Here is a 17,529-nt window from a genome sequence, read left to right on the forward strand (position 1 = left end):
GCGTGCCCAAGGGGCACGCCTGCAGTCGGCATGCGCTGAACTCGGCATCGGCACCAACACGTATCGCCGCTGGGTGCGGGGCGATCAGGATCGCCGGCCTCAAGCGGTGCGGCCTGTCCCGCGTCATGCCCTATCGCCGGAAGAGCGTCAGCAGGTGCTGGAGATTTGCCATCGTCCTGAGTTCGCCAGCCTGCCGCCTGGGCAGATCGTGCCGCGGCTGCTGGACGAAGAAGGCCGCTACGTGGCGTCAGAGTCCAGCTACTACCGCATCCTCCGGGAGCATGGTGAGCAGCACCACCGTGGCCGCGCTCGCGCTCCACGTCCCAAGGGCGACCCCCAGCGACACCGGGTGACACGCCCCAATGCCTGTTGGAGCTGGGACGTGACCTACTTACCGACCAGGTGCGTGGTCAGTTCTACTACCTGTACATGATCGTCGACATCTACAGTCGCAAGATCGTCGATGCCGAGTCTTCGACCAGGAGTCCATGGCCAATAGCAGCGAGGTAATCCAGCGTGCCGTGCTGCGCGAAGGCTGCATCAACCAGCCACTGGTATTACACGCCGATAATGGCTCCGCCATGAAAGGCTCGACGCTTCAGGCGACGCTGCAGCGGTTAAATATCACTCCGTCGTACAGCCGCCCTCGGGTCTCCAATGACAACGCCTTCTCAGAGTCGCTGTTCAGGACCTGCAAGTACCGGCCCGACTACCCGATGGACGGATACGAGAACCTGTCAGCGGCGCAGCAGTGGGTGACGCGCTTCGTGCAGTGGTACAACCACGAACACCGCCACAGCGCCATACGGTTCGTCACCCCGGGGGAGCGGCATGCCGGCCTGGATAACGAGGTGCTGGCAAGGCGAGACGCCATCTATGCCGAGGCGAAACGGCAACATCCCGGGCGGTGGAGCAGTGCCACCCGCAACTGGACACCGCGCCGGACAGTCTGGCTGAACCCCGACCAGGAAGACCCGCTGGTTCAACAGGATCAGCGATTAGAAGCCGCCTGATTACAGGTTCCAACAAGCTTGACAGACATCGCAGCCAGGCGCACACCATCGGGCCAATCCAATCGCTCATCGCGCACCAACGGCGAAAGCTTGCCATCAGGCGTCAGCACATCCAGGCCGTGCTGATTGAGGTTGGTGAAATAGTGCGTGCCGTCAGGACCGGTTTCTGCGCCGTCCGAGACGGGCTTGTCGCCCACGCGTGTAATAGCGGCAGCGATGGTGGCGTGAGAGGCGTCATCACGTAGCAATTTGGTCGGCACGCTGTACCAGCTGTTGCCCGTCATCGCGCCGAAATAGAGCGTATCACCGCCTGCTGATAGCGTGATCGGGTCCACGCCTACCTTGGCAGGCTGGCCATTGAACTGTACTGCCTGGCCATCAATGCGCAAGTCGACATCCGGCTCGGCATCAAGCGAAGGATGCTGGCTGAAACGAGTGGTCTTGCCGCTATCGAGATCGACGGTGATCAATCCTGGATTGGCGATGTCGGCGAGATAGGCCATGCCGCGTGCGCGGTCTACGGCGAGATCTTGAATGAAGCTACCCTTGGGGGCGATCTTGGCTGGCAATTCCAGCTTGGTGATCAACTTGCCACTCTCGATGTCGAATCCCCACAGGCGTGTCTTGCCGAGATGGATGCCCATGTCGGTCATCCACAGGCCGCCGTGGCCATCCTGAAAGATGCCTAGCGGCGAATCGATGGTCGCGTCGCCATAGCGGCCGGCATGCGTCTGGTAAGCCGGTGATGGCCAGGCGCGGTAGCTGTTCTGACCAGTGATTTCGACTAGCTGTACGTCGTGATCACCATCCATCGGGTGAATGGTGGCGAAAATCCGCCCGCTAGGCGTGACGGCAACATTACCAGGGCGGATCTGCATGACCGCAACCGAGCGCATTTCCCCATAAGCCGGGCCGCTTGAGGGTAGAGGTTGTGGCGGGCAATGTAGAATGTTCCATGCCACAGCCCGTTAACAGGCCGCCGAACAGAACCAGACTGCCGAACAGAGTGAGGCTGCCCAGTAGTGCGACAGGCCGCTTAAACCCAAATGCCGCAGTATGCATCAATGCTTCCTTATATCTGGATGACTATCATGTCTGTACGAAGGGGCAGGGTAATGATTTTACAGGCGAATGCCAAAGCTCTTGAACTGATAGCCTGTTGCGCGCAATGTGCCAAAATGCCATTTGAATCAATATATTAGGTTTTCTTCCAGATCGCGCGACACAAAAAACGCCCTTGCAGTCAGCGAAGGGCGTCTTTCGTTCGGGCGTTTTCTAAAGGATCAAGCGTGACGCGCGATCATGGCGTCGAAGTTTTCTTTCGGCTGAACGCCTGTCAGGGCTTCGATTTTTTCACCCGCCTTGAACAGCGCGATGGTAGGTAGGCCACGCACACCGTTCTGTGCGGCGAGATCCGGTGCATCATCGACGTTGATGGCGACGACCTTGAGCGCGTCACCTTGCTCTTCGGCGATGGACTCGACAATCGGGTCAAGCATCTTGCACGGGCCGCACCACGGCGCCCAGAACTTCACCAGCACCGGCTGTGCGCTCTCGGTAACTTCCTGGGTGTAATTGCTGTCGATAACCTGAGTGAAATTAGCCATTCATATCTCCTGTGCATCACAAGGATGCGTGATTTAGTGGAGTGCTGCCTGCACTTTATAGGCACACACTAACGCCGTAAGACTTTGGTTCGCAAGCGCGTTTCTCCTCGAGGCAGGAAACATTTGCGTGCCATTCAGGCAACAGTAACCCACCACCCTTGAATCACTATGGAAGAGGGTTCGCGTGACAGTGTCACTAGACTGACGCATAAGTGTCATTTGATATATGGTAAAACGTATATATGATATTTCATATGTCGATAGGGGTTTGCATCACAGGCTACGTCTGTTGTTGCCGAGTTCAAGCGATATCAGCCATGGATGGATGACACAGTGAGAGGTCTCCAATGACGCTAAGTAGCGCTGCACAAACAAGTGATTCGGATGCTCGCTCTCAGCCTGACGCATCACTCACACCGCTGAAGGTATTCAAGTGTCTCGCCGACGATACCCGTTTGACGCTGATGCAATTGCTGTCACAAGGCGGTGAGCTCTGTGTTTGCGAGTTGATATGGGTGTTGGAACAGCGCGAGCTGGATGTCCAGTCAACGGGCGCCTCGCTGGCCGCAATCTCACAGCCCAAGGTCTCGCGGCATCTGGCGCAATTACGTGAATGTGGCTTGTTGAGTAGCGAACGGCGTGGCCAATGGGTGTATTACCGTCTACCTGTCGACCGGCCACAATGGCTTGAGAGCATTCTTTCTACGGCCTGTCAGGCCCAGCAGGTCGAGGTCTCGCGCTGGTCGACATGGCTTGACGGGATGCCCAACCGGCCTGAACGCTGTTGTTGAACGCGGCTGAGCATCTCCATCTCCATTTCCTTTGCGCCCTTGCATTGCCGTCATCTTGCTTCGCTAGTCCTATTTTCTGAACTGTCAGTGAGGAACTCTCCATGTGTCCAGCACATACCGCACCATCTTACGCCGCCTCTCTTCATGTGCCTGAGGGCATGCGTCCGCTCCGTATCGGTATCAATGGCTTTGGCCGTATTGGACGCCTCGCGCTGCGTGCCTTGTGGACGCTGAGAGAGAGAGTGTCGCTCGATATCGTGCGCATCAATGATCCGGGGGGCAATGCGATGACCTTTGCACACTTGCTGGAGTTCGATTCCGTGCATGGCCAGTGGTCACCAGGGGCGGGTATTGCCAGTGACGATGACTCGATCACGATCGACGGTGATCGTACTGCCTTCTCATCACAGCGCGAGATAACGGCAACTGACTGGACGAAATGCGATGTGGTGATCGAGGCTTCCGGCAAGATAAAGACCACTGAACTGCTGAATGCTTATCTTGCACAGGGCGTCGGGCGTGTCGTGGTCTCTGCACCGGTGAAGGAAGAGGGCGTGCTCAACATCGTCATGGGTGTTAATGACCATCTCTATGTGGCTGGTGAGCATCGTATCGTCACTGCCGCCAGTTGCACGACCAACTGCCTCGCGCCCGTCATCAAGGTCATTCAGGCACAGTTCGGTATCCGTCACGGTTCAATGACGACGGTACACGACATCACCAATACGCAGACGATTCTCGATGCACCTCATCACGATCTGCGGCGTGCCCGTGCCTGTGGCATGAGCCTGATTCCGACCACTACTGGCTCTGCCAAGGCCATCAGTGCCATCTTCCCGGAGCTTGAAGGCCGTTTGAATGGTCACGCCATCCGCGTACCACTGGCCAATGCCTCGCTCACCGACATGGTGTTCGAGCTTCAGCGAGAAGTGACGGTAGACGAGGTCAATCAGGCCCTCAAGACTGCGGCCGAAGGGGAGTTGCGTGGCGTGCTCGGCTTCGAGACGCGCCCCCTGGTATCGATCGATTACCGTACCGACTCGCGCTCCAGCATCATCGATGCCTTGTCGACCATGGTGGTCGCCGGTACTCAGCTCAAGCTGTATGCCTGGTATGACAATGAGTGGGGCTATGCCAACCGCACCGCGGAGCTGGCCTTGAAAGTCGGCCTGGGCGATCTGACCAAAGCCGCCTCACAGGAGCGCTGAAATGCTTGCCCGCCTGCGAGAGCTGCCCCATGAGGTGCGCCAGTACCTGCTGGTGACGGGAAATTACTGGGCCTTCACGCTGACGGATGGCGCGTTGCGCATGCTGGTGGTGCTGCATTTCCACTCGCTGGGATATTCGGCGCTGGAAGTCGCGATGCTCTTTCTGTTCTATGAGGCCTTCGGAGTGGTCACCAACCTCGTCGGCGGCTGGCTGGGGGCACGCCTCGGGCTCAACCACACCATGAACGCCGGGCTTGCGTTGCAGCTTGTCGCGCTGGGGATGTTGCTGGTACCTGAGGTTTCACTCACGGTGATGTGGGTCATGATGGCGCAGGCATTGTCGGGGATCGCAAAAGACCTCAACAAGATGAGCGCCAAGAGTGCCATCAAGGTACTGGTACCGAAAGATGAGGCCATTGAGCAGCGCCAGGGAGCACTCTATCGCTGGGTCGCCTTGCTCACTGGCTCCAAGAATGCGCTCAAGGGGCTGGGCTTCTTCCTCGGCGGAGCCGCGCTGAGTGTCGTCGGTTTCCAGGGCACGGTGCTGGCCATGTGGGTCATGCTGGCAGGGGTATTGGTGCTGTCACTGAGCCATCTGACGGCGGCGCTGGGTCAGAGCACAGGCAAGCGCAAGCCAGCCTTCCGTGAGATGTTCTCGACATCACGGGCGGTGAATGTGCTGTCGGCTGCTCGCTTGTGCCTGTTCGCGGCACGTGATGTGTGGTTCGTCGTGGCACTTCCGGTGTACCTGGCGGAGGTGCACGGCTGGCATTTCTGGACGGTCGGCGTATTGATGGCTGCCTGGGTGATCGGATATGGCGGAGTACAGACCCAGGCCCCTCGTATCACCGGCCCGCTCTCGCGACGCTTGGTAGGCGACAATAGTATTCGTCATATCACGGTCATGTTGGCGGCAGGGCTGGCACTCCTGCCTGCATTGATGGCCTGTCTGTCACTGGAAGGCGGTGCGATCACTTCACGCTTGGGGGGGCTTCAGCCGCTTGATTGGCTGATTGTCGGACTGATGGCGTTCGGCGTCGTATTCGCCATCAACTCCAGTTGGCACAGCTATCTAATCGTACACTTTGCACGTAACGACGGCGTTTCGATGGATGTCGGCTTCTACTACATGGCCAATGCGATGGGGCGTTTGCTAGGCACTTTGCTGTCTGGTTGGCTGTACCAGGCATATGGCCTTGAAGCCTGTCTGTGGTGGTCAGCGGGGCTGGTGTTGGCAAGTGCTTTATTGGCATTGGGGCTGCCAAGCGATACGCAAGAGAGCACAGAGCACCAATAGATCACGTGGATACCTCTCACCCTGCAAGGTGATGAGGTCCTTCTGGCCTCATGTATTATCGATGTGAGTGTTGTTGTATGTGCCAGTCCATAGCGTCAGTCTCTTGCGCCAGGCCTCTTCGCTAATCGTCATTTTCGTGGCGTAAGCTGGCATGACAGTGATCGAGTCCTTGCTGTCACGATGACATTCGTCGTCGCATCTTTATCTTTGTTCAAGAGAAATGCCATGCCCTTCAGTGATCCCGCAAGCGATGCAACCGTGCAGTCAGCCCCTGACGAGACCATGCAGGTGCCGAAAAACGTGCGGCATCGCGAGGTGTTAGCGACCTTCCTCAAGCTGGGCCTAACCAGCTTTGGGGGTCCCATTGCGCATCTTGGTTACTTCCATGATGAGTTGGTACGTCGTCGTGGCTGGGTGAGTGACAAGGCCTACGCCGAACTAGTGGCGCTCTGCCAGTTTTTGCCGGGGCCGGCGAGCAGTCAGGTCGGCTTTGCGCTCGGCATGGTGCGCGGGAGGGGAGTGATGGGAGGGCTGTTGGCCTGGATAGGCTTTACGTTGCCGTCCGCCCTGGCTCTGCTCATGCTAGTACTGGTGGCTGGCAGTCTCGAGGGCGCGATCGCTTCGGGCGTCATTCACGGTCTCAAGCTGGTAGCCGTTGCAGTGGTCGCGCAGGCGATCTGGGGCATGGCGATCAAACTGTGCCCGGATTTACGCCGCATCTGTCTGGCGTTGCTGGCCATGCTGGGGCTCGCCGTGACCGAGACGGCGCTGATGCAGGTGGGTGTGATTGGGCTTGGGGCATTGCTGGGCATGGTGGTGTGCCGCGAATCAAACGGAGGGAGTTCTCCACGCGCATCCTCTCACGCGCAGGCACCTGATGGGCTGATATTGCCGGTATCGAGAGGGCTTGCACGGGGATGTCTGATCACGTTCTTCGTCCTGCTGGCCGGCCTGCCATTGATGGCCTCCGGTAGCCTGGTCGATATCTTCTATCGTGCTGGTGCCTTGGTGTTCGGCGGTGGGCATGTAGTGTTGCCACTGCTTGAAACCTCCACCGTCGAGACGGGCCGTATCGCAGCAGAGACCTTCCTGACCGGTTATGGGTTGGCTCAAGCAGTGCCAGGCCCGTTATTCACCTTCGCCGCTTGGCTGGGGGCCGGGATGGCGCAATTGACGGGTGGGTCTGTCGTGGCGGGATCGACTCTCGCTATGGTGAGCCTCTTCCTGCCGGGAATCTTGCTGTTGATTGGCGTCGCACCCTTGTGGGGACGCCTGAGTGCACGCGCAGGCGCGAGAGCGGCACTGGCAGGTGCCAATGCGGCCGTGGTCGGGGTGCTGGGGATGGCGCTTTATGATCCCTTGTGGACGACCAGCGTGCTGAACCGTCTGGACGTGGTGATTGCGCTAGCAGCTTTCATCGCACTGACACGTTTCTCGCTAGCGCCTTGGAAACTGGTGCTGGGGATGATCTTGATCGGGGTCGTGCGCGGGATGATGTAATCGGTGGCGAGTCCCCGTTCCGACACAACTCCGCCCCGAATACTCAAGTATTCGGGCGGAGTTGTGTCTAGCCTTGCTGCTCAGAGAAGCAGGTCGCGGGTAACCCGATTGCTGATGCTCACGTTACACCAGCGACAGCAGTGCGGTGACCAGTAATTCATTGTCATAGTAGGGCGCGCTGTTTTCCGTGATCAATTTGGTATCGATCACGGTGACCCCCAATCGTTCCAGTGCTGGCACCGAGACGCCACCAGGATAATCGCCGCGCTGGCTATCGATGAGGACGATGTTGAGCAGGCCCTCCGTTGGGCAGTCGTTGGACATCAGGTTGAGGTCAGCACACAGCGTAGTGAGCAAAATGGCCACTAACTGATCCAGCGTCCTGCCTGTCTGTTCGGGGTCTGGGCAGCAGTTGGGAACATAGACCTTGGGGCACGGATTAGCGAACACCGCACGTCCCACACCGCTGGGTAGCAGATTGGCAATCACGCTGGAATAGAAGCTACCTGGCGGGAAGCAGATCAGTTCAGCAGAGTCGATCAACTGACGATTATTTGCATGCAGTTGAGGGCGCACAGGCTGATAGCTATCGCTTTCATCGTCTTCACCACTTGTTTTCGTCGCTAGTCCGATATGGGCAATCGGGCTTTCCAGTGGCGCGACCTCCTTGCCGGTGATGCGATGTTGACCCACGATCTTGCCACCATCTTCCAGTGTGGCGGCCAGATGACAGGCGGCATTGACGATGGCACGCACCGTACCGCGCACATGCACTAGCTTGGAAAACAGGAAGATGATCTGATCGAGCTGCTGATGATGATTCAAGTAGCCACCGGCAATGATCAAGTTACCGATACTGGCGCCGCGCAGATCGAAATCGGCAGGCATGGCCTCGATGAGAAAGCCTAGTTGATGACAGATGAGGGTGCGCATGGGCTCCGCCACGGCCAGGCTTAGTGGATGACGTCCCGCGGCCAGTTCGCGCAGGGTGGCATGTAGCATTTCCTGCCTTGCTTCACTGGGGAGGCGATGCGTAAACAGCCGATAGATCTCGGGATGGCCCAGTACGCTATCATCGGCCAGCGCCATCAGGCGTGAGCGCAGATCACCGATGGCCGGCATCGAGAAGGCATCACGTAATTTGGCAGAACTGCCACCGGAATCGAAGGGTGTGACCAGATGAATGCTGTGATAGGTATAACGCGTCAGGGTACGTGCAATACCCGTCAACGCCGAGCCGCCACTAAAGAATAGTACGCGTGGCCCGACTTCTGGTGCCTTCTGATATCGCCTGACACGTAACGGGTCCGGTACCCGTGCGATGCGGCTGACTTTGACCTCTGCCATAGTCCGGCTTCCTTTGCCTTTTCACTTTGGCATAGAGTGCCCTTTTTTGGCGTAAGCGTCGCCTTTTTAGAGATACTGTCAGGGCTGAAACGACTCATGCCGGCTGACTGATATTGAGTGGCGACGCTTGTTTCCAGCCTTTGATTTGTGAAGCTATCTCGCGCGTGACTGCCAGTGCAGTGTCTGCCAGTCGCGCTCATGCGCGATGGCTGCCAGGCAAGGATCAGGGCGCACGGCGTAGGGATGATCGACAAACTCCAGCAAGGGCAGATCATTGCGTGAGTCGGAATAGCCCCAGCACGGTTGCATGCGCATGTCTGTCTGCGCTGGTTGTTGCTCAGCTTGCCAGGCCTTGAGCGCATCCAGCTTGCCGTCGCGGAAGGTGCGGATCCCCGTCGCCTGACCGGTATAGCAATCCTTGTCGATCTCGAGTGCAGTCGCCAGTGCTGCATCAACCCCGAGGCGTTTGGCGAGCGGTGCTACCAGCTGTGCAGTCGAGGCTGAAATGATCACTACCTGATGGCCTTGAGCCTGATGCCAGGCGATACGTTCAAGTCCTTCGCTGAAAAGGCGTGGTATCAGCTCAGCCTCAATGAAGTATTCCACCTCAGCAGTGACAGCAGCGACGTTACGCCCGATCAGCGGTGACAGTAGATGCTCAAGATGGTCTTCCATATCGAGATTGCCAGCCATGTAGTCCTCCATCTGGCGTGTCCAGATGGCTCGGTATTCATCACCGTCCTTGATCCAGCCTTGTTGAATCTGCCAGTCAGTCCATAGCCCTGTGGCATCGCCATCGAGCAGGGTGTCATCGAGATCGAAAATCGCCAGCCCCGTCGTCAGAGGCATCGGCAATGATGTCGTGGTCTCACGCAGTGTATTCATCATGACGCCTGCTTGGCCGTGGGCGATGCAGCAGGAATATCGGCTAATGCCTGCACCTCATCCAAGTCGGCATAGACCTGAACGCGCAAGTGCGTGGGCAGCAACTGACGGGAACTGCGGTTGAGTACATCAATATTGAGCCGCAGCCCCTGACAGTCCACCTCGTAGCGTACGATATTGCCAAGCAGTTGGTGGCGGCGAATCACGCCTGGGCAGGCGGGGCCAGAATTGCTGGGTAGTGCCTGGGTCGGAAAATTCACCTGGCTGTCCTGCAGGCCGTAGAGGGAGGAGTCGGGCTGAAGGTAGAGCGCTTCCGGACGCAGCGCGACACGTGGACCATCACTAAGATATCCCAACAATGGCTGGGCTAGCTCACGACCAATCAGATTGTAATGCCCCATGAAGCCGGCAGCGGTGGCATCGACGGGACGGGTATATAGCGCCTCGGCGTTTCCCTGTTGCAGGATACGGCCCTGATGCATCAGGAAGATGCGGTCTGACAGTAGCAGGGCTTCTTCCTGATCGTGGGTCACGAACAGGGTGGTCAGCCCGAGACTCTTCTGAATGTCCCGAATCTGGTCACGTAGATGGCGACGAATACGTGCATCGAGTGCGGACAATGGCTCGTCCAGCAGCAGGATCTGCGGTTCTACAACCAACGCGCGTGCCAACGCTACTCGTTGACGCTGACCACCGGAGAGCTGATGAGGGAAGCGTTGCGCGTGATCGGTCAGCTCGACAAGTCGCAATATTTCGTTCACTCGGCGCTCACGCTCTTCAGGCTGCACCTTTTTCATGCGCAGACCAAAGGCCACATTGTCGACCACGCGCATATTGGGGAACAGCGCATAGTGCTGGAAGACCATCCCGATGCCACGTCGCTGAGGTGGCAGGTGCGTAATGTCATGACCATTGACGATGATCTGTCCCGCATCAACGTTGTTGAGTCCCGCAATGGCGCGTAGCAACGTGGATTTTCCACACCCGGACGGGCCGAGCAGGGTGATGAATTCGCCTCGGGCAATGTCAGCATCGATCTCGGAGAACACCCGAGTGGATCCGAAGCTTTTGGCCAGTCCACTGAGTTTCAAATAGTGCTGATCGGCAGCACGTTCCCGTAGGGCGCTGGTCAAGAGGCCGCCTTCACGTTGGGTATCATCTCGTTGAATGGCGAGAGCGGAAGACGAAGTGTCGGTCGCAAGCATTAGCGGGTCCCTCGGGAATCTGCATCAGGTGTGACGTTGTGTATGGGAGCTGTGAGATCAGTGCCTGACAGGGTGTCGTCGGCCTCATCCACAGGCTGGCCTTCTGTTGCTGGTTGGCGGTTGCCCAGCCAGGTGAGTAATAGAGTGAAGACGAACAAGGTGATCACTAGTGCGCTGGTGAAGTGCCCACTAGCCCCGCGGATATTGTTGAGATAGACCTGCAATGTCTCAAAGCGCGTGCCGACCAGCATGTTGGCAAACACGAACTCTCCCGCCAGGAAGGAGAAGGCAAGGAAGACAGCAATCTGGATGCCGATCCGAATATTGGGAAGTACGACAAGGAAGAATGCCTTGAGCGGACTGGCGCCTAATAGCTGGGCAGCCTCCATCAGTGAGGCCACATCTAGCGCACGCAGGCTATTGGCCAGTGCGCGATACATGAAGGGCAGCACGATGGTGAAGTAGGTTGGAATCAATATCCACGGCGTACCGACGATGGGTAGTGGGCCACCGGCATATAGCTGCAGCAGGCCGACGGAGGAGACGATAGGCGGTACGGCAAACGGTAACAGGATTAGTCCGTTCATCAGGTTGTCGAGCCGCGGGTAGCGGGTATGGGCGAGGAACACCACGGGTACGATCAAGATGAGCGATAGGATCAGAGCACTGACCGCGATCAGAATCGAGCGTCCAAAGGCCGCCAGAAAGCGTGGCGTCGCCCATAACTCAATAAACCATTTGATGGTCAGGCCGTCCGGAGTGAGGCTTGCGCCCCAGCGTGTCGCTAGTGCATAGAACAGTGTGGCGACCAGAGGGAGGGCCAGCAATGTGAAGACACTGCCTACCACCAGAGTATACGGATTGAGGAGGCGCAGACGCGCCATCAGGCTTGGCAGTAACGGTTTACCGTGACGGTAAGGCAGTTCAGCGGGAAGTGACATGGTAGCTCCTCCGCATGAGCCATTGCTGGATAAGCGTCACGATGACCAGAATCACGACCAGAACAAGTGCGAGGGCACTGGCTAGTTCCGGCTGCAGGAACAGGTCTCCGGAGACCAGGTTGGCAATGCGGATGGTCATCAGGTTGTAGCTGGTATTCACCAGTGCATAAACGGTGGCATAGGCCCCCATCGCATTGGCGAACAGTACGGTGAGAGTGCCGGCCAATGACGGCCAGAGGACTGGCAGGCCAATATGCTTCCAGTAGGCGACACGTCCAGCCCCTAGCAGGCTGGCAGCTTCACGCCACTCACTTTGCAGTGTGCCGAAGGCTGGATAGAGCAACAGAATCCCCAGCGGTATCTGGAACCAGGTGTAGATGACGATCAGGCCCGTACGTGAGTAAAGATTGAAGTCATCGATGATGCCGATCCGCTCCAGCATCAGTGTCAGCATGCCGTTGGCGCCCATCAGGATGATGAAGGCGAACGCGAGCGGTACCCCGGCAAAATTGCTGGTCATGTTGGTAAAGGCAATCATTGCCCGCGTCAGACGCGGGCCACAGCGATGCATGCTATGGCAGGTGACTGCCGCAATCGCCAGCCCCAGCACACTGGACATGAAGGAAATCTCGAGGCTGCGGCCAATGGCCTGCCGGAAGAAGGCAGAGGTCGCAATCTCATGAAAGTGTGCCAGCCCCCAACCGTCCGGTGTCTTGAATGCGCTGATCATCACCCATACCAACGGAGCAATCTGAAAGGCGCCGAAGATGATAGCGAAGGGCAGTAACCACATCACAGGGCTGGTGATCCATCGTTTCAGGCGAGGTGGCATCATACTGCACTTCCCTTTGCCGACGGCTGAGCGTGTGCAGCAAGCAACGTGTGATTGAGCGCCTTATCGTGTTCAAGACCTAGCAGGGTGGCCACAGTGCCGCAGAGTTCTCGCTGGCGCAGCTCAATTGCCGGTGCACTGGCAAAGGCGCTACCGAACGTCCACAGCGGTACGCGTCGCTCTTCTTCCAATAAGCCAGAATGCGAGCGGTCGGCGTTCATGCCGTGATCCGCAGTGACGATGACCTGATACCCGGCTTCGAGCCATGCAGGCAAGTAGTCAGCAAGGGCGACGTCGGCATGGCGGGCGGCATTGCGATACTGCGGTGAATCGCCGCCATGGCGATGGCCGGCATCGTCAATATTCATGCTATGCACCAGCAGGAAATCCGGGTCATGACGTAGACGCAGCATTTCGGCATCGCTGAACACGTGGTCATCCGGATAATGATCCTGCCAGTAGAAGAGTCCTGCCTGAATGGCGGTATCGGGGTTGTCGAGCCAGCGATGGCGGCTGCGTTCGAAGGGCGCGGCGACATACAGCTCGCTGACCCAGTGATAGGCTGCGGCAGCGGTACGCCTCCCTTGACGGCTGGCCAGATCGAACAGACTGATGCTACGTGAGCGGCGGACCACCTGATTGTTGACGATGCCCGAGTCAACGGGCAGTTCACCGGTGAGTAGACATTCATACAACGGGCGCGACATGGCGGGCAGCTCGCAGTCCAGCGACTGATACTGTCCGCGGCCAGCCTCTACCAATGCGCTCAGGTAGCCCATGGCATGATGGCCGACGGCATGATTGAGGCCATCAAGCACGACAAGAATGACACGCTGGGACATGGTGACTCCGTAAAGCTCAAGACGCACCGCGCAGGCGGTGCCGTCTGTCAGATGAAGCGCAGCCGGTCAGCAAGATCACCGACTGCCTCGGTCTTACTGCTGGTGGATCAACACCTGAGACTGCCACTGCGCGGTAGCTGGCTGGCACTGGCTTCCCAGCCGGCGAAGTCCTGTACGGGGCGAGCATTGGCGTACTGCTCATTGGGTAGCAGCTTGGCAGCGATTTCTTCTGGCAGGGTCAGGTGTTCGGCGCGGATTGGACGAGCGTAGCCTTTGGCCAGATTCAGCTGGCCGGCATCTGACAGGATGTACTCACGTGCAAGCTTCGCCGCATTCGGATGGGCCGCATGCTTGTTGATGATGGTCGCGTAGCCAGAGGTGACGGAGGCATCAGACGGGATCACGACCTCGAAATTGTCGCGGTCGATCTGATCACGATAGTTAAGTGCATTGAAGTCCCACAGCAGCGCGACTTCGACTTCCCCTTTTTCCAGATTGGCGATGGTCGGCTCGGCGAGGGACAGGCGCCCCTGACGGGCCAACTCAGCGAAGACTTCCAGGCCCGGTGTCAGGTCGGATTCCTTGCCGCCATTGGCGAAGGCTGCAGCGAGGATGGCATTATTGGCCTGAGATGCCTTGCCTACGGCACCGACGGAGACGTTGTAATCACCCTTGGCGAGGTCGGCGAAGGAGGTCGGGCGTTGGTCTTCACTGACCAGTGTCTTGTTGATCATGAAGGCGATGGTGCCGGTGTAACCCAGCATCCACTCACCATCCTTGTCCTTGGCCCAGTCAGGAATCTCATCCCAGGTGCTCGGCTTGTAGGCCTGTGTCACGCCCTGCTTGACAGCGATCGGGCCGAAGGCGAAGCCCACGTCACCGATGTCTGCTGTGGCGTTGTCGCCTTCGGCCTTGAACTTGGCAACTTCCTCGGCAGAGCTCATGTCGGTGTCGCTGTGCGCGAGAGAATACTTGGACTCAAGATCTGCCCAGGTGTCTTTCCAGTTGGCCCAGCTGTCCGGCATGCCGACGCTATCGACGCGACCTTCAGCCTGAGCAGACTTCACGAGTGCCTCTACGGCAGCAGCATCAGGCACGTCTGCAGCATTGACGGTGGCACTGCCCAGCAAGGCCGCCATGAAGGCGGAAGCCACTAGGCCGGCAGTACGGGATGAGATGTTGGTGATCGACTTCAAGGATATTTCTCCAGAATGTGGATGAGCAACCGGCGCAAGGGGAAAGTGGCGCAAGCGAGCAGAGTGAAACGTTGAGCCTACTTACAGAGTGTTACGTGATTCATTTTCTGGTCTAGTTCAGATGTAAAGGTCAGGAACGACTTTATCGACTCGTCGTGACAGTTCCGTGTCGTGAATGTGTCGATGTCGTGGCACGGCACCAGACGGATATGCAAGCATTGGGTGGTATTGCCGCACATGTCGTCTCGCTGTCATTCAAACTTCATTGGAATGACATGTAGCTCGGCGAAGTTAAGAGGGGTGACCTCTAAACTAGACCAGAGGTGTGACAACGACATTGTTGAACAATGAATGTCATGCAATTTGCTCGCCATGAATCATCAGGCCACTTTCATGTGCTCTCTCAGGAAACTCGCATGCCATTACCTTCTCCCGACGCCATCAGCCAACATGTGGATACCGTGGCAATCCCCGTGGCGGGTTTGCGCCACAAGTTACTGTCCTATCTGGAAGAGACGGATTTGATGGGCGGTCAGCGCTTACCGTCAGAGCGCCAGATGATGGTGCGTTTCAGCACCACGCGCGTCACGCTGCGTGACGCCTTGCTGCAATTGGAGGCAGAAGGGTGCATCTATCGCGAAAACCGCCGGGGATGGTTCGTCTCGCCGTCTCGGCTGCGATATGACCTACTCGCCTGTCTCCCTTTCAGGGAAATGGTGGAGTCCCAGCAGCGCAAGGCGCAGACCGACTTGTTGACGGCCGCGGAAGTACCAGCCGATACGGTGATCGCGCGTCGGTTAGGTATCGAGGAAGGGGGTGCTGTCTATCGCATTACGCGGATAAGGCGGATCGACGGTCGGCGGGTGTTACACGTCTGCCATCATCTGCGCCGTGATTGTTTCCCGGGAATTCTCGAGTTTGATCTTGCTGTGCATTCGCTGACGGATCTTTATCGCAACGAATACGCGATACGCGTGACACGAGTGAGTTTTGAGTTGGCCTCTACGGTATTGGGTAACGAGGCAGCAGAGGCGCTGAATGCGGCGCAGGGCAGTCCTGCGCAGCGGGTGACACGCATCAATTTCGATCAGAATGGACGTGCCGTGGACTGTGATGACGAACACTGGCGACATGATGCGATCGAACTGACCCTTTCCGCTGCACCGCAGAGATAGGTCTGCCCTGAGCAAAAAGGAATGGCGGACACTGCCGCGCCAGTGAGCCCCGTGAGTCGGGAAGCCACTGGCGCGGTAGTGCTTTTCGGATCTGGCGATATCAGGGAGGAGTCACCGTCGCGTCAGTGATTTACATGGCTGGCGCACTGATGTCTGGGCGACGGACGGGTTTGTCGGGAATCGCGATAAGTGAGATGCCGTTGGTTTCTGGTAACCGCAGGCCGCCGATCAGGGCGATGGCGGCAATAGCGATCAGATACCAGGCCGGAGCCAGATTGTTGCCGGTCAGATCAATTAGCCATGTTGCGACTAGCGGTGCCGTGCCACCGAAAATGGTATAGGCAACGTTATAGCTCAATGCAGAGGCGGTATAGCGCACGCGGGTGGGAAACTGCTCCGATAGCAACGCTGCAGTGACGACGCCGCACAATACGGCGCCGACCGCCATCAGCGATGCCCCAAGCATTGAGGCCCATAGCGTACCGCTGGCGGCCAGTCCGTAGGCCGGAAAAACGGCGATCGCGAGACTGACGCAAGCGGTAATGATGGTGTTGCGACGCCCGACCTTGTCAGAGTAGTAGCCTGCGACGGGGCATAGCAGTGCTGCGATAACCAATGCGCCCAGGCTTGCCAGTAGCGCCGTCTGACGGCTGGCACCACCAGCGACCTGCATGTAGGTCGCGAAATAGGTGCTGAACATATAGAACGATAGCGCTGTGGCAGAAATGAAGGCCATCAGGCTGATGATGATGGGTGCGTGAGAATTGAGTGTTTCGCGAAGGGGCGCATTGGGTGCCTGATGCTCCTGCTGGATCAACCGGAAGGCGGGTGAGTCATCCAGTTTCAGGCGCATGTAGAGGCCGATCAACCCAAGCGGTGCTGCAATCAGGAAGGGAATACGCCAGCCCCATTGCTGCATGGTCGCTTCTGAGACGAGGGTATTCAGACACAGTCCGAGCGCTGCAGCAGTTGCGAAGGCACTGAAGGTCGAAACAGGAATGAAGCTGCCATACCAGCCGCGCTTCTTGTCAGGCGCATGCTCCATCACGAAAGCACAGGCGCCGGCATATTCACCCCCTGCCGAGAAACCCTGGGCACAGCGCGCCAGTGTCAATGCCAGCGGTGCGAGCAGCCCGATACTCTGATAGGTCGGCAATAGCCCGATCATGGCCGTCGCGCTAGCCATCATGATGATAGTGATCGCCAATACGTTCTTGCGCCCGATTCTGTCGCCGAGGGTGCCAAAGAAGATGCCACCTAATGGGCGTAGGGCAAAAGACACGGCGAATACCGCGAACGTCTGCAGCAGTGCCAGTGTCGGGTCGCCCTGCGGAAAGAAGTGCTGGGAAATGATCACGGCCATGAAGCCGTAGATGGCAAAGTCGAACCATTCAATGAAATTGCCGATGGCAGAAGCCGCCAATACACGCCTTAGCGTGGCGGGAGACACCTCATCGATCGTGCCTGTCTTGTTGTTATGCATGCTGAGACTCCACAGAGATAAGCGAGACATCACGCGTTGTGAGTCTTCCTCTTTTATCCTGAAGTAGTCGTCGTGCCGAAGGGTTACTCATTGCGACATGATTAATGTCTGATGCGACGTGATTTGAGGCGCTGTTGTCAGAGCCTGTCGCTGTGCTGGTGTGAACTTCATTCTAAGCGGGAAGGCGTGCCCCTGAAAGCTCTCCTC

At 57.9% G+C, this 17,529-nt stretch carries 17 protein-coding genes; 7 read left to right on the forward strand and 10 right to left on the reverse strand.

Features of this window, described 5'->3' with window-relative positions; genetic code table 11:
* Both BF12_RS21750 and BF12_RS21755 read left to right on the forward strand, forming a co-directional pair.
* On the forward strand, nt 1-433 hold a 433-nt coding region (locus BF12_RS21750), incomplete at its 5' end, for a helix-turn-helix domain-containing protein (RefSeq protein ID WP_169734533.1).
* Between the two features lie 55 nt (nt 434-488).
* Nucleotides 489-1,013 (forward strand): integrase core domain-containing protein, encoded by a 525-nt coding sequence (locus BF12_RS21755; RefSeq protein WP_084488104.1) that lies wholly within the window; start codon nt 489-491, stop codon nt 1,011-1,013.
* On the opposite strand, the gene BF12_RS0112600 is transcribed toward BF12_RS21755, so the two are convergent.
* The gene (locus tag BF12_RS0112600) at nt 992-1,891 is read right to left on the reverse strand and encodes an L-dopachrome tautomerase-related protein (RefSeq protein ID WP_211242453.1); all 900 of its coding nucleotides are present in this window, start codon (nt 1,889-1,891) and stop codon (nt 992-994) included. The genes BF12_RS21755 and BF12_RS0112600 overlap by 22 nt on opposite strands.
* Nucleotides 1,892-2,296: 405 nt before the next feature.
* Nucleotides 2,297-2,620, reverse strand: a complete 324-nt coding sequence (gene trxA / locus BF12_RS0112605; RefSeq protein ID WP_024952584.1) for a thioredoxin — start codon at nt 2,618-2,620, stop codon at nt 2,297-2,299.
* 347 nt (nt 2,621-2,967) lie between these two features.
* Between trxA and BF12_RS23160 the strand changes: the two genes are divergently transcribed.
* The 4 genes from BF12_RS23160 to chrA all read left to right on the forward strand — a co-directional run bounded on the left by BF12_RS23160 (nt 2,968) and on the right by chrA (nt 7,416).
* Entirely contained in the window at nt 2,968-3,411 is a 444-nt protein-coding gene (locus tag BF12_RS23160; RefSeq protein WP_024952585.1) for an ArsR family transcriptional regulator, read from the forward strand.
* A gap of 158 nt (nt 3,412-3,569) precedes the next feature.
* Nucleotides 3,570-4,619 (forward strand): ArsJ-associated glyceraldehyde-3-phosphate dehydrogenase, encoded by a 1,050-nt coding sequence (locus BF12_RS0112615; RefSeq protein WP_035160104.1) that lies wholly within the window; start codon nt 3,570-3,572, stop codon nt 4,617-4,619.
* Nucleotide 4,620: 1 nt separating this feature from the next.
* Nucleotides 4,621-5,916, forward strand: a complete 1,296-nt coding sequence (gene arsJ / locus BF12_RS0112620; RefSeq protein ID WP_024952587.1) for an organoarsenical effux MFS transporter ArsJ — start codon at nt 4,621-4,623, stop codon at nt 5,914-5,916.
* Nucleotides 5,917-6,141: 225 nt separating this feature from the next.
* Nucleotides 6,142-7,416 (forward strand): chromate efflux transporter, encoded by a 1,275-nt coding sequence (chrA, locus tag BF12_RS0112625; protein ID WP_024952588.1) that lies wholly within the window; start codon nt 6,142-6,144, stop codon nt 7,414-7,416.
* Between the two features lie 123 nt (nt 7,417-7,539).
* Here chrA and BF12_RS0112630 read toward each other — a convergent pair whose 3' ends face one another.
* The 7 genes from BF12_RS0112630 to BF12_RS20005 all read right to left on the reverse strand — a co-directional run bounded on the left by BF12_RS0112630 (nt 7,540) and on the right by BF12_RS20005 (nt 14,664).
* A complete protein-coding gene (locus BF12_RS0112630; protein WP_024952589.1) occupies nt 7,540-8,763 on the reverse strand; it encodes a GAK system CofD-like protein in 1,224 nt (407 codons plus the stop codon).
* 153 nt (nt 8,764-8,916) lie between these two features.
* Nucleotides 8,917-9,651, reverse strand: coding sequence for an HAD family hydrolase (locus BF12_RS0112635; RefSeq protein WP_084488105.1), 735 nt, complete (start codon nt 9,649-9,651; stop codon nt 8,917-8,919).
* Nucleotides 9,648-10,853 (reverse strand): ABC transporter ATP-binding protein, encoded by a 1,206-nt coding sequence (locus tag BF12_RS0112640; RefSeq protein ID WP_024952591.1) that lies wholly within the window; start codon nt 10,851-10,853, stop codon nt 9,648-9,650. Before BF12_RS0112640 ends, BF12_RS0112635 begins: the two co-directional genes overlap by 4 nt.
* Nucleotides 10,853-11,794, reverse strand: coding sequence for an ABC transporter permease (locus BF12_RS0112645; RefSeq protein WP_084488106.1), 942 nt, complete (start codon nt 11,792-11,794; stop codon nt 10,853-10,855). The genes BF12_RS0112640 and BF12_RS0112645 overlap by 1 nt, the downstream gene beginning before the upstream one ends.
* Nucleotides 11,778-12,629: an ABC transporter permease gene (locus BF12_RS0112650; RefSeq protein ID WP_246116481.1), complete on the reverse strand. Its 852-nt coding sequence runs from the start codon at nt 12,627-12,629 to the stop codon at nt 11,778-11,780. Before BF12_RS0112650 ends, BF12_RS0112645 begins: the two co-directional genes overlap by 17 nt.
* Nucleotides 12,626-13,468: an alkaline phosphatase family protein gene (locus tag BF12_RS0112655; RefSeq protein ID WP_024952594.1), complete on the reverse strand. Its 843-nt coding sequence runs from the start codon at nt 13,466-13,468 to the stop codon at nt 12,626-12,628. Before BF12_RS0112655 ends, BF12_RS0112650 begins: the two co-directional genes overlap by 4 nt.
* A 107-nt stretch (nt 13,469-13,575) precedes the next feature.
* Nucleotides 13,576-14,664, reverse strand: a complete 1,089-nt coding sequence (locus tag BF12_RS20005) for an ABC transporter substrate-binding protein (RefSeq protein ID WP_248623704.1) — start codon at nt 14,662-14,664, stop codon at nt 13,576-13,578.
* A 416-nt stretch (nt 14,665-15,080) separates the two neighbouring features.
* Here BF12_RS20005 and BF12_RS0112665 point away from each other — a divergent pair, with 416 nt between their 5' ends.
* Nucleotides 15,081-15,839, forward strand: a complete 759-nt coding sequence (locus tag BF12_RS0112665) for a UTRA domain-containing protein (protein WP_024952595.1) — start codon at nt 15,081-15,083, stop codon at nt 15,837-15,839.
* 130 nt (nt 15,840-15,969) lie between these two features.
* On the opposite strand, the gene BF12_RS0112670 is transcribed toward BF12_RS0112665, so the two are convergent.
* The gene (locus BF12_RS0112670; protein WP_024952596.1) at nt 15,970-17,322 is read right to left on the reverse strand and encodes an MFS transporter; all 1,353 of its coding nucleotides are present in this window, start codon (nt 17,320-17,322) and stop codon (nt 15,970-15,972) included.
* Between the last annotated feature and the right edge of the window lie 207 nt (nt 17,323-17,529).

The organism is Cobetia crustatorum, from assembly GCF_000591415.1.
GTDB classification, from domain to species: domain Bacteria; phylum Pseudomonadota; class Gammaproteobacteria; order Pseudomonadales; family Halomonadaceae; genus Cobetia; species Cobetia crustatorum.

Coding starts and splice junctions, on each gene's coding strand:
- BF12_RS0112670 (WP_024952596.1), bottom strand. CDS start 17,322: ATGCATAACAACAAGACAGGCACGATCGATGAGGTGTCTCCCGCCACG.
- BF12_RS0112665 (WP_024952595.1), top strand. CDS start 15,081: ATGCCATTACCTTCTCCCGACGCCATCAGCCAACATGTGGATACCGTG.
- BF12_RS0112600 (WP_211242453.1), bottom strand. CDS start 1,891: ATGCAGATCCGCCCTGGTAATGTTGCCGTCACGCCTAGCGGGCGGATT.
- BF12_RS0112640 (WP_024952591.1), bottom strand. CDS start 10,853: ATGCTTGCGACCGACACTTCGTCTTCCGCTCTCGCCATTCAACGAGAT.
- BF12_RS23160 (WP_024952585.1), top strand. CDS start 2,968: ATGACGCTAAGTAGCGCTGCACAAACAAGTGATTCGGATGCTCGCTCT.
- BF12_RS0112655 (WP_024952594.1), bottom strand. CDS start 13,468: ATGTCCCAGCGTGTCATTCTTGTCGTGCTTGATGGCCTCAATCATGCC.
- BF12_RS0112635 (WP_084488105.1), bottom strand. CDS start 9,651: ATGATGAATACACTGCGTGAGACCACGACATCATTGCCGATGCCTCTG.
- BF12_RS0112650 (WP_246116481.1), bottom strand. CDS start 12,629: ATGATGCCACCTCGCCTGAAACGATGGATCACCAGCCCTGTGATGTGG.
- trxA (WP_024952584.1), bottom strand. CDS start 2,620: ATGGCTAATTTCACTCAGGTTATCGACAGCAATTACACCCAGGAAGTT.
- chrA (WP_024952588.1), top strand. CDS start 6,142: ATGCCCTTCAGTGATCCCGCAAGCGATGCAACCGTGCAGTCAGCCCCT.
- BF12_RS0112630 (WP_024952589.1), bottom strand. CDS start 8,763: ATGGCAGAGGTCAAAGTCAGCCGCATCGCACGGGTACCGGACCCGTTA.
- BF12_RS0112645 (WP_084488106.1), bottom strand. CDS start 11,794: ATGTCACTTCCCGCTGAACTGCCTTACCGTCACGGTAAACCGTTACTG.
- BF12_RS21755 (WP_084488104.1), top strand. CDS start 489: ATGGCCAATAGCAGCGAGGTAATCCAGCGTGCCGTGCTGCGCGAAGGC.
- BF12_RS0112615 (WP_035160104.1), top strand. CDS start 3,570: ATGCGTCCGCTCCGTATCGGTATCAATGGCTTTGGCCGTATTGGACGC.
- arsJ (WP_024952587.1), top strand. CDS start 4,621: ATGCTTGCCCGCCTGCGAGAGCTGCCCCATGAGGTGCGCCAGTACCTG.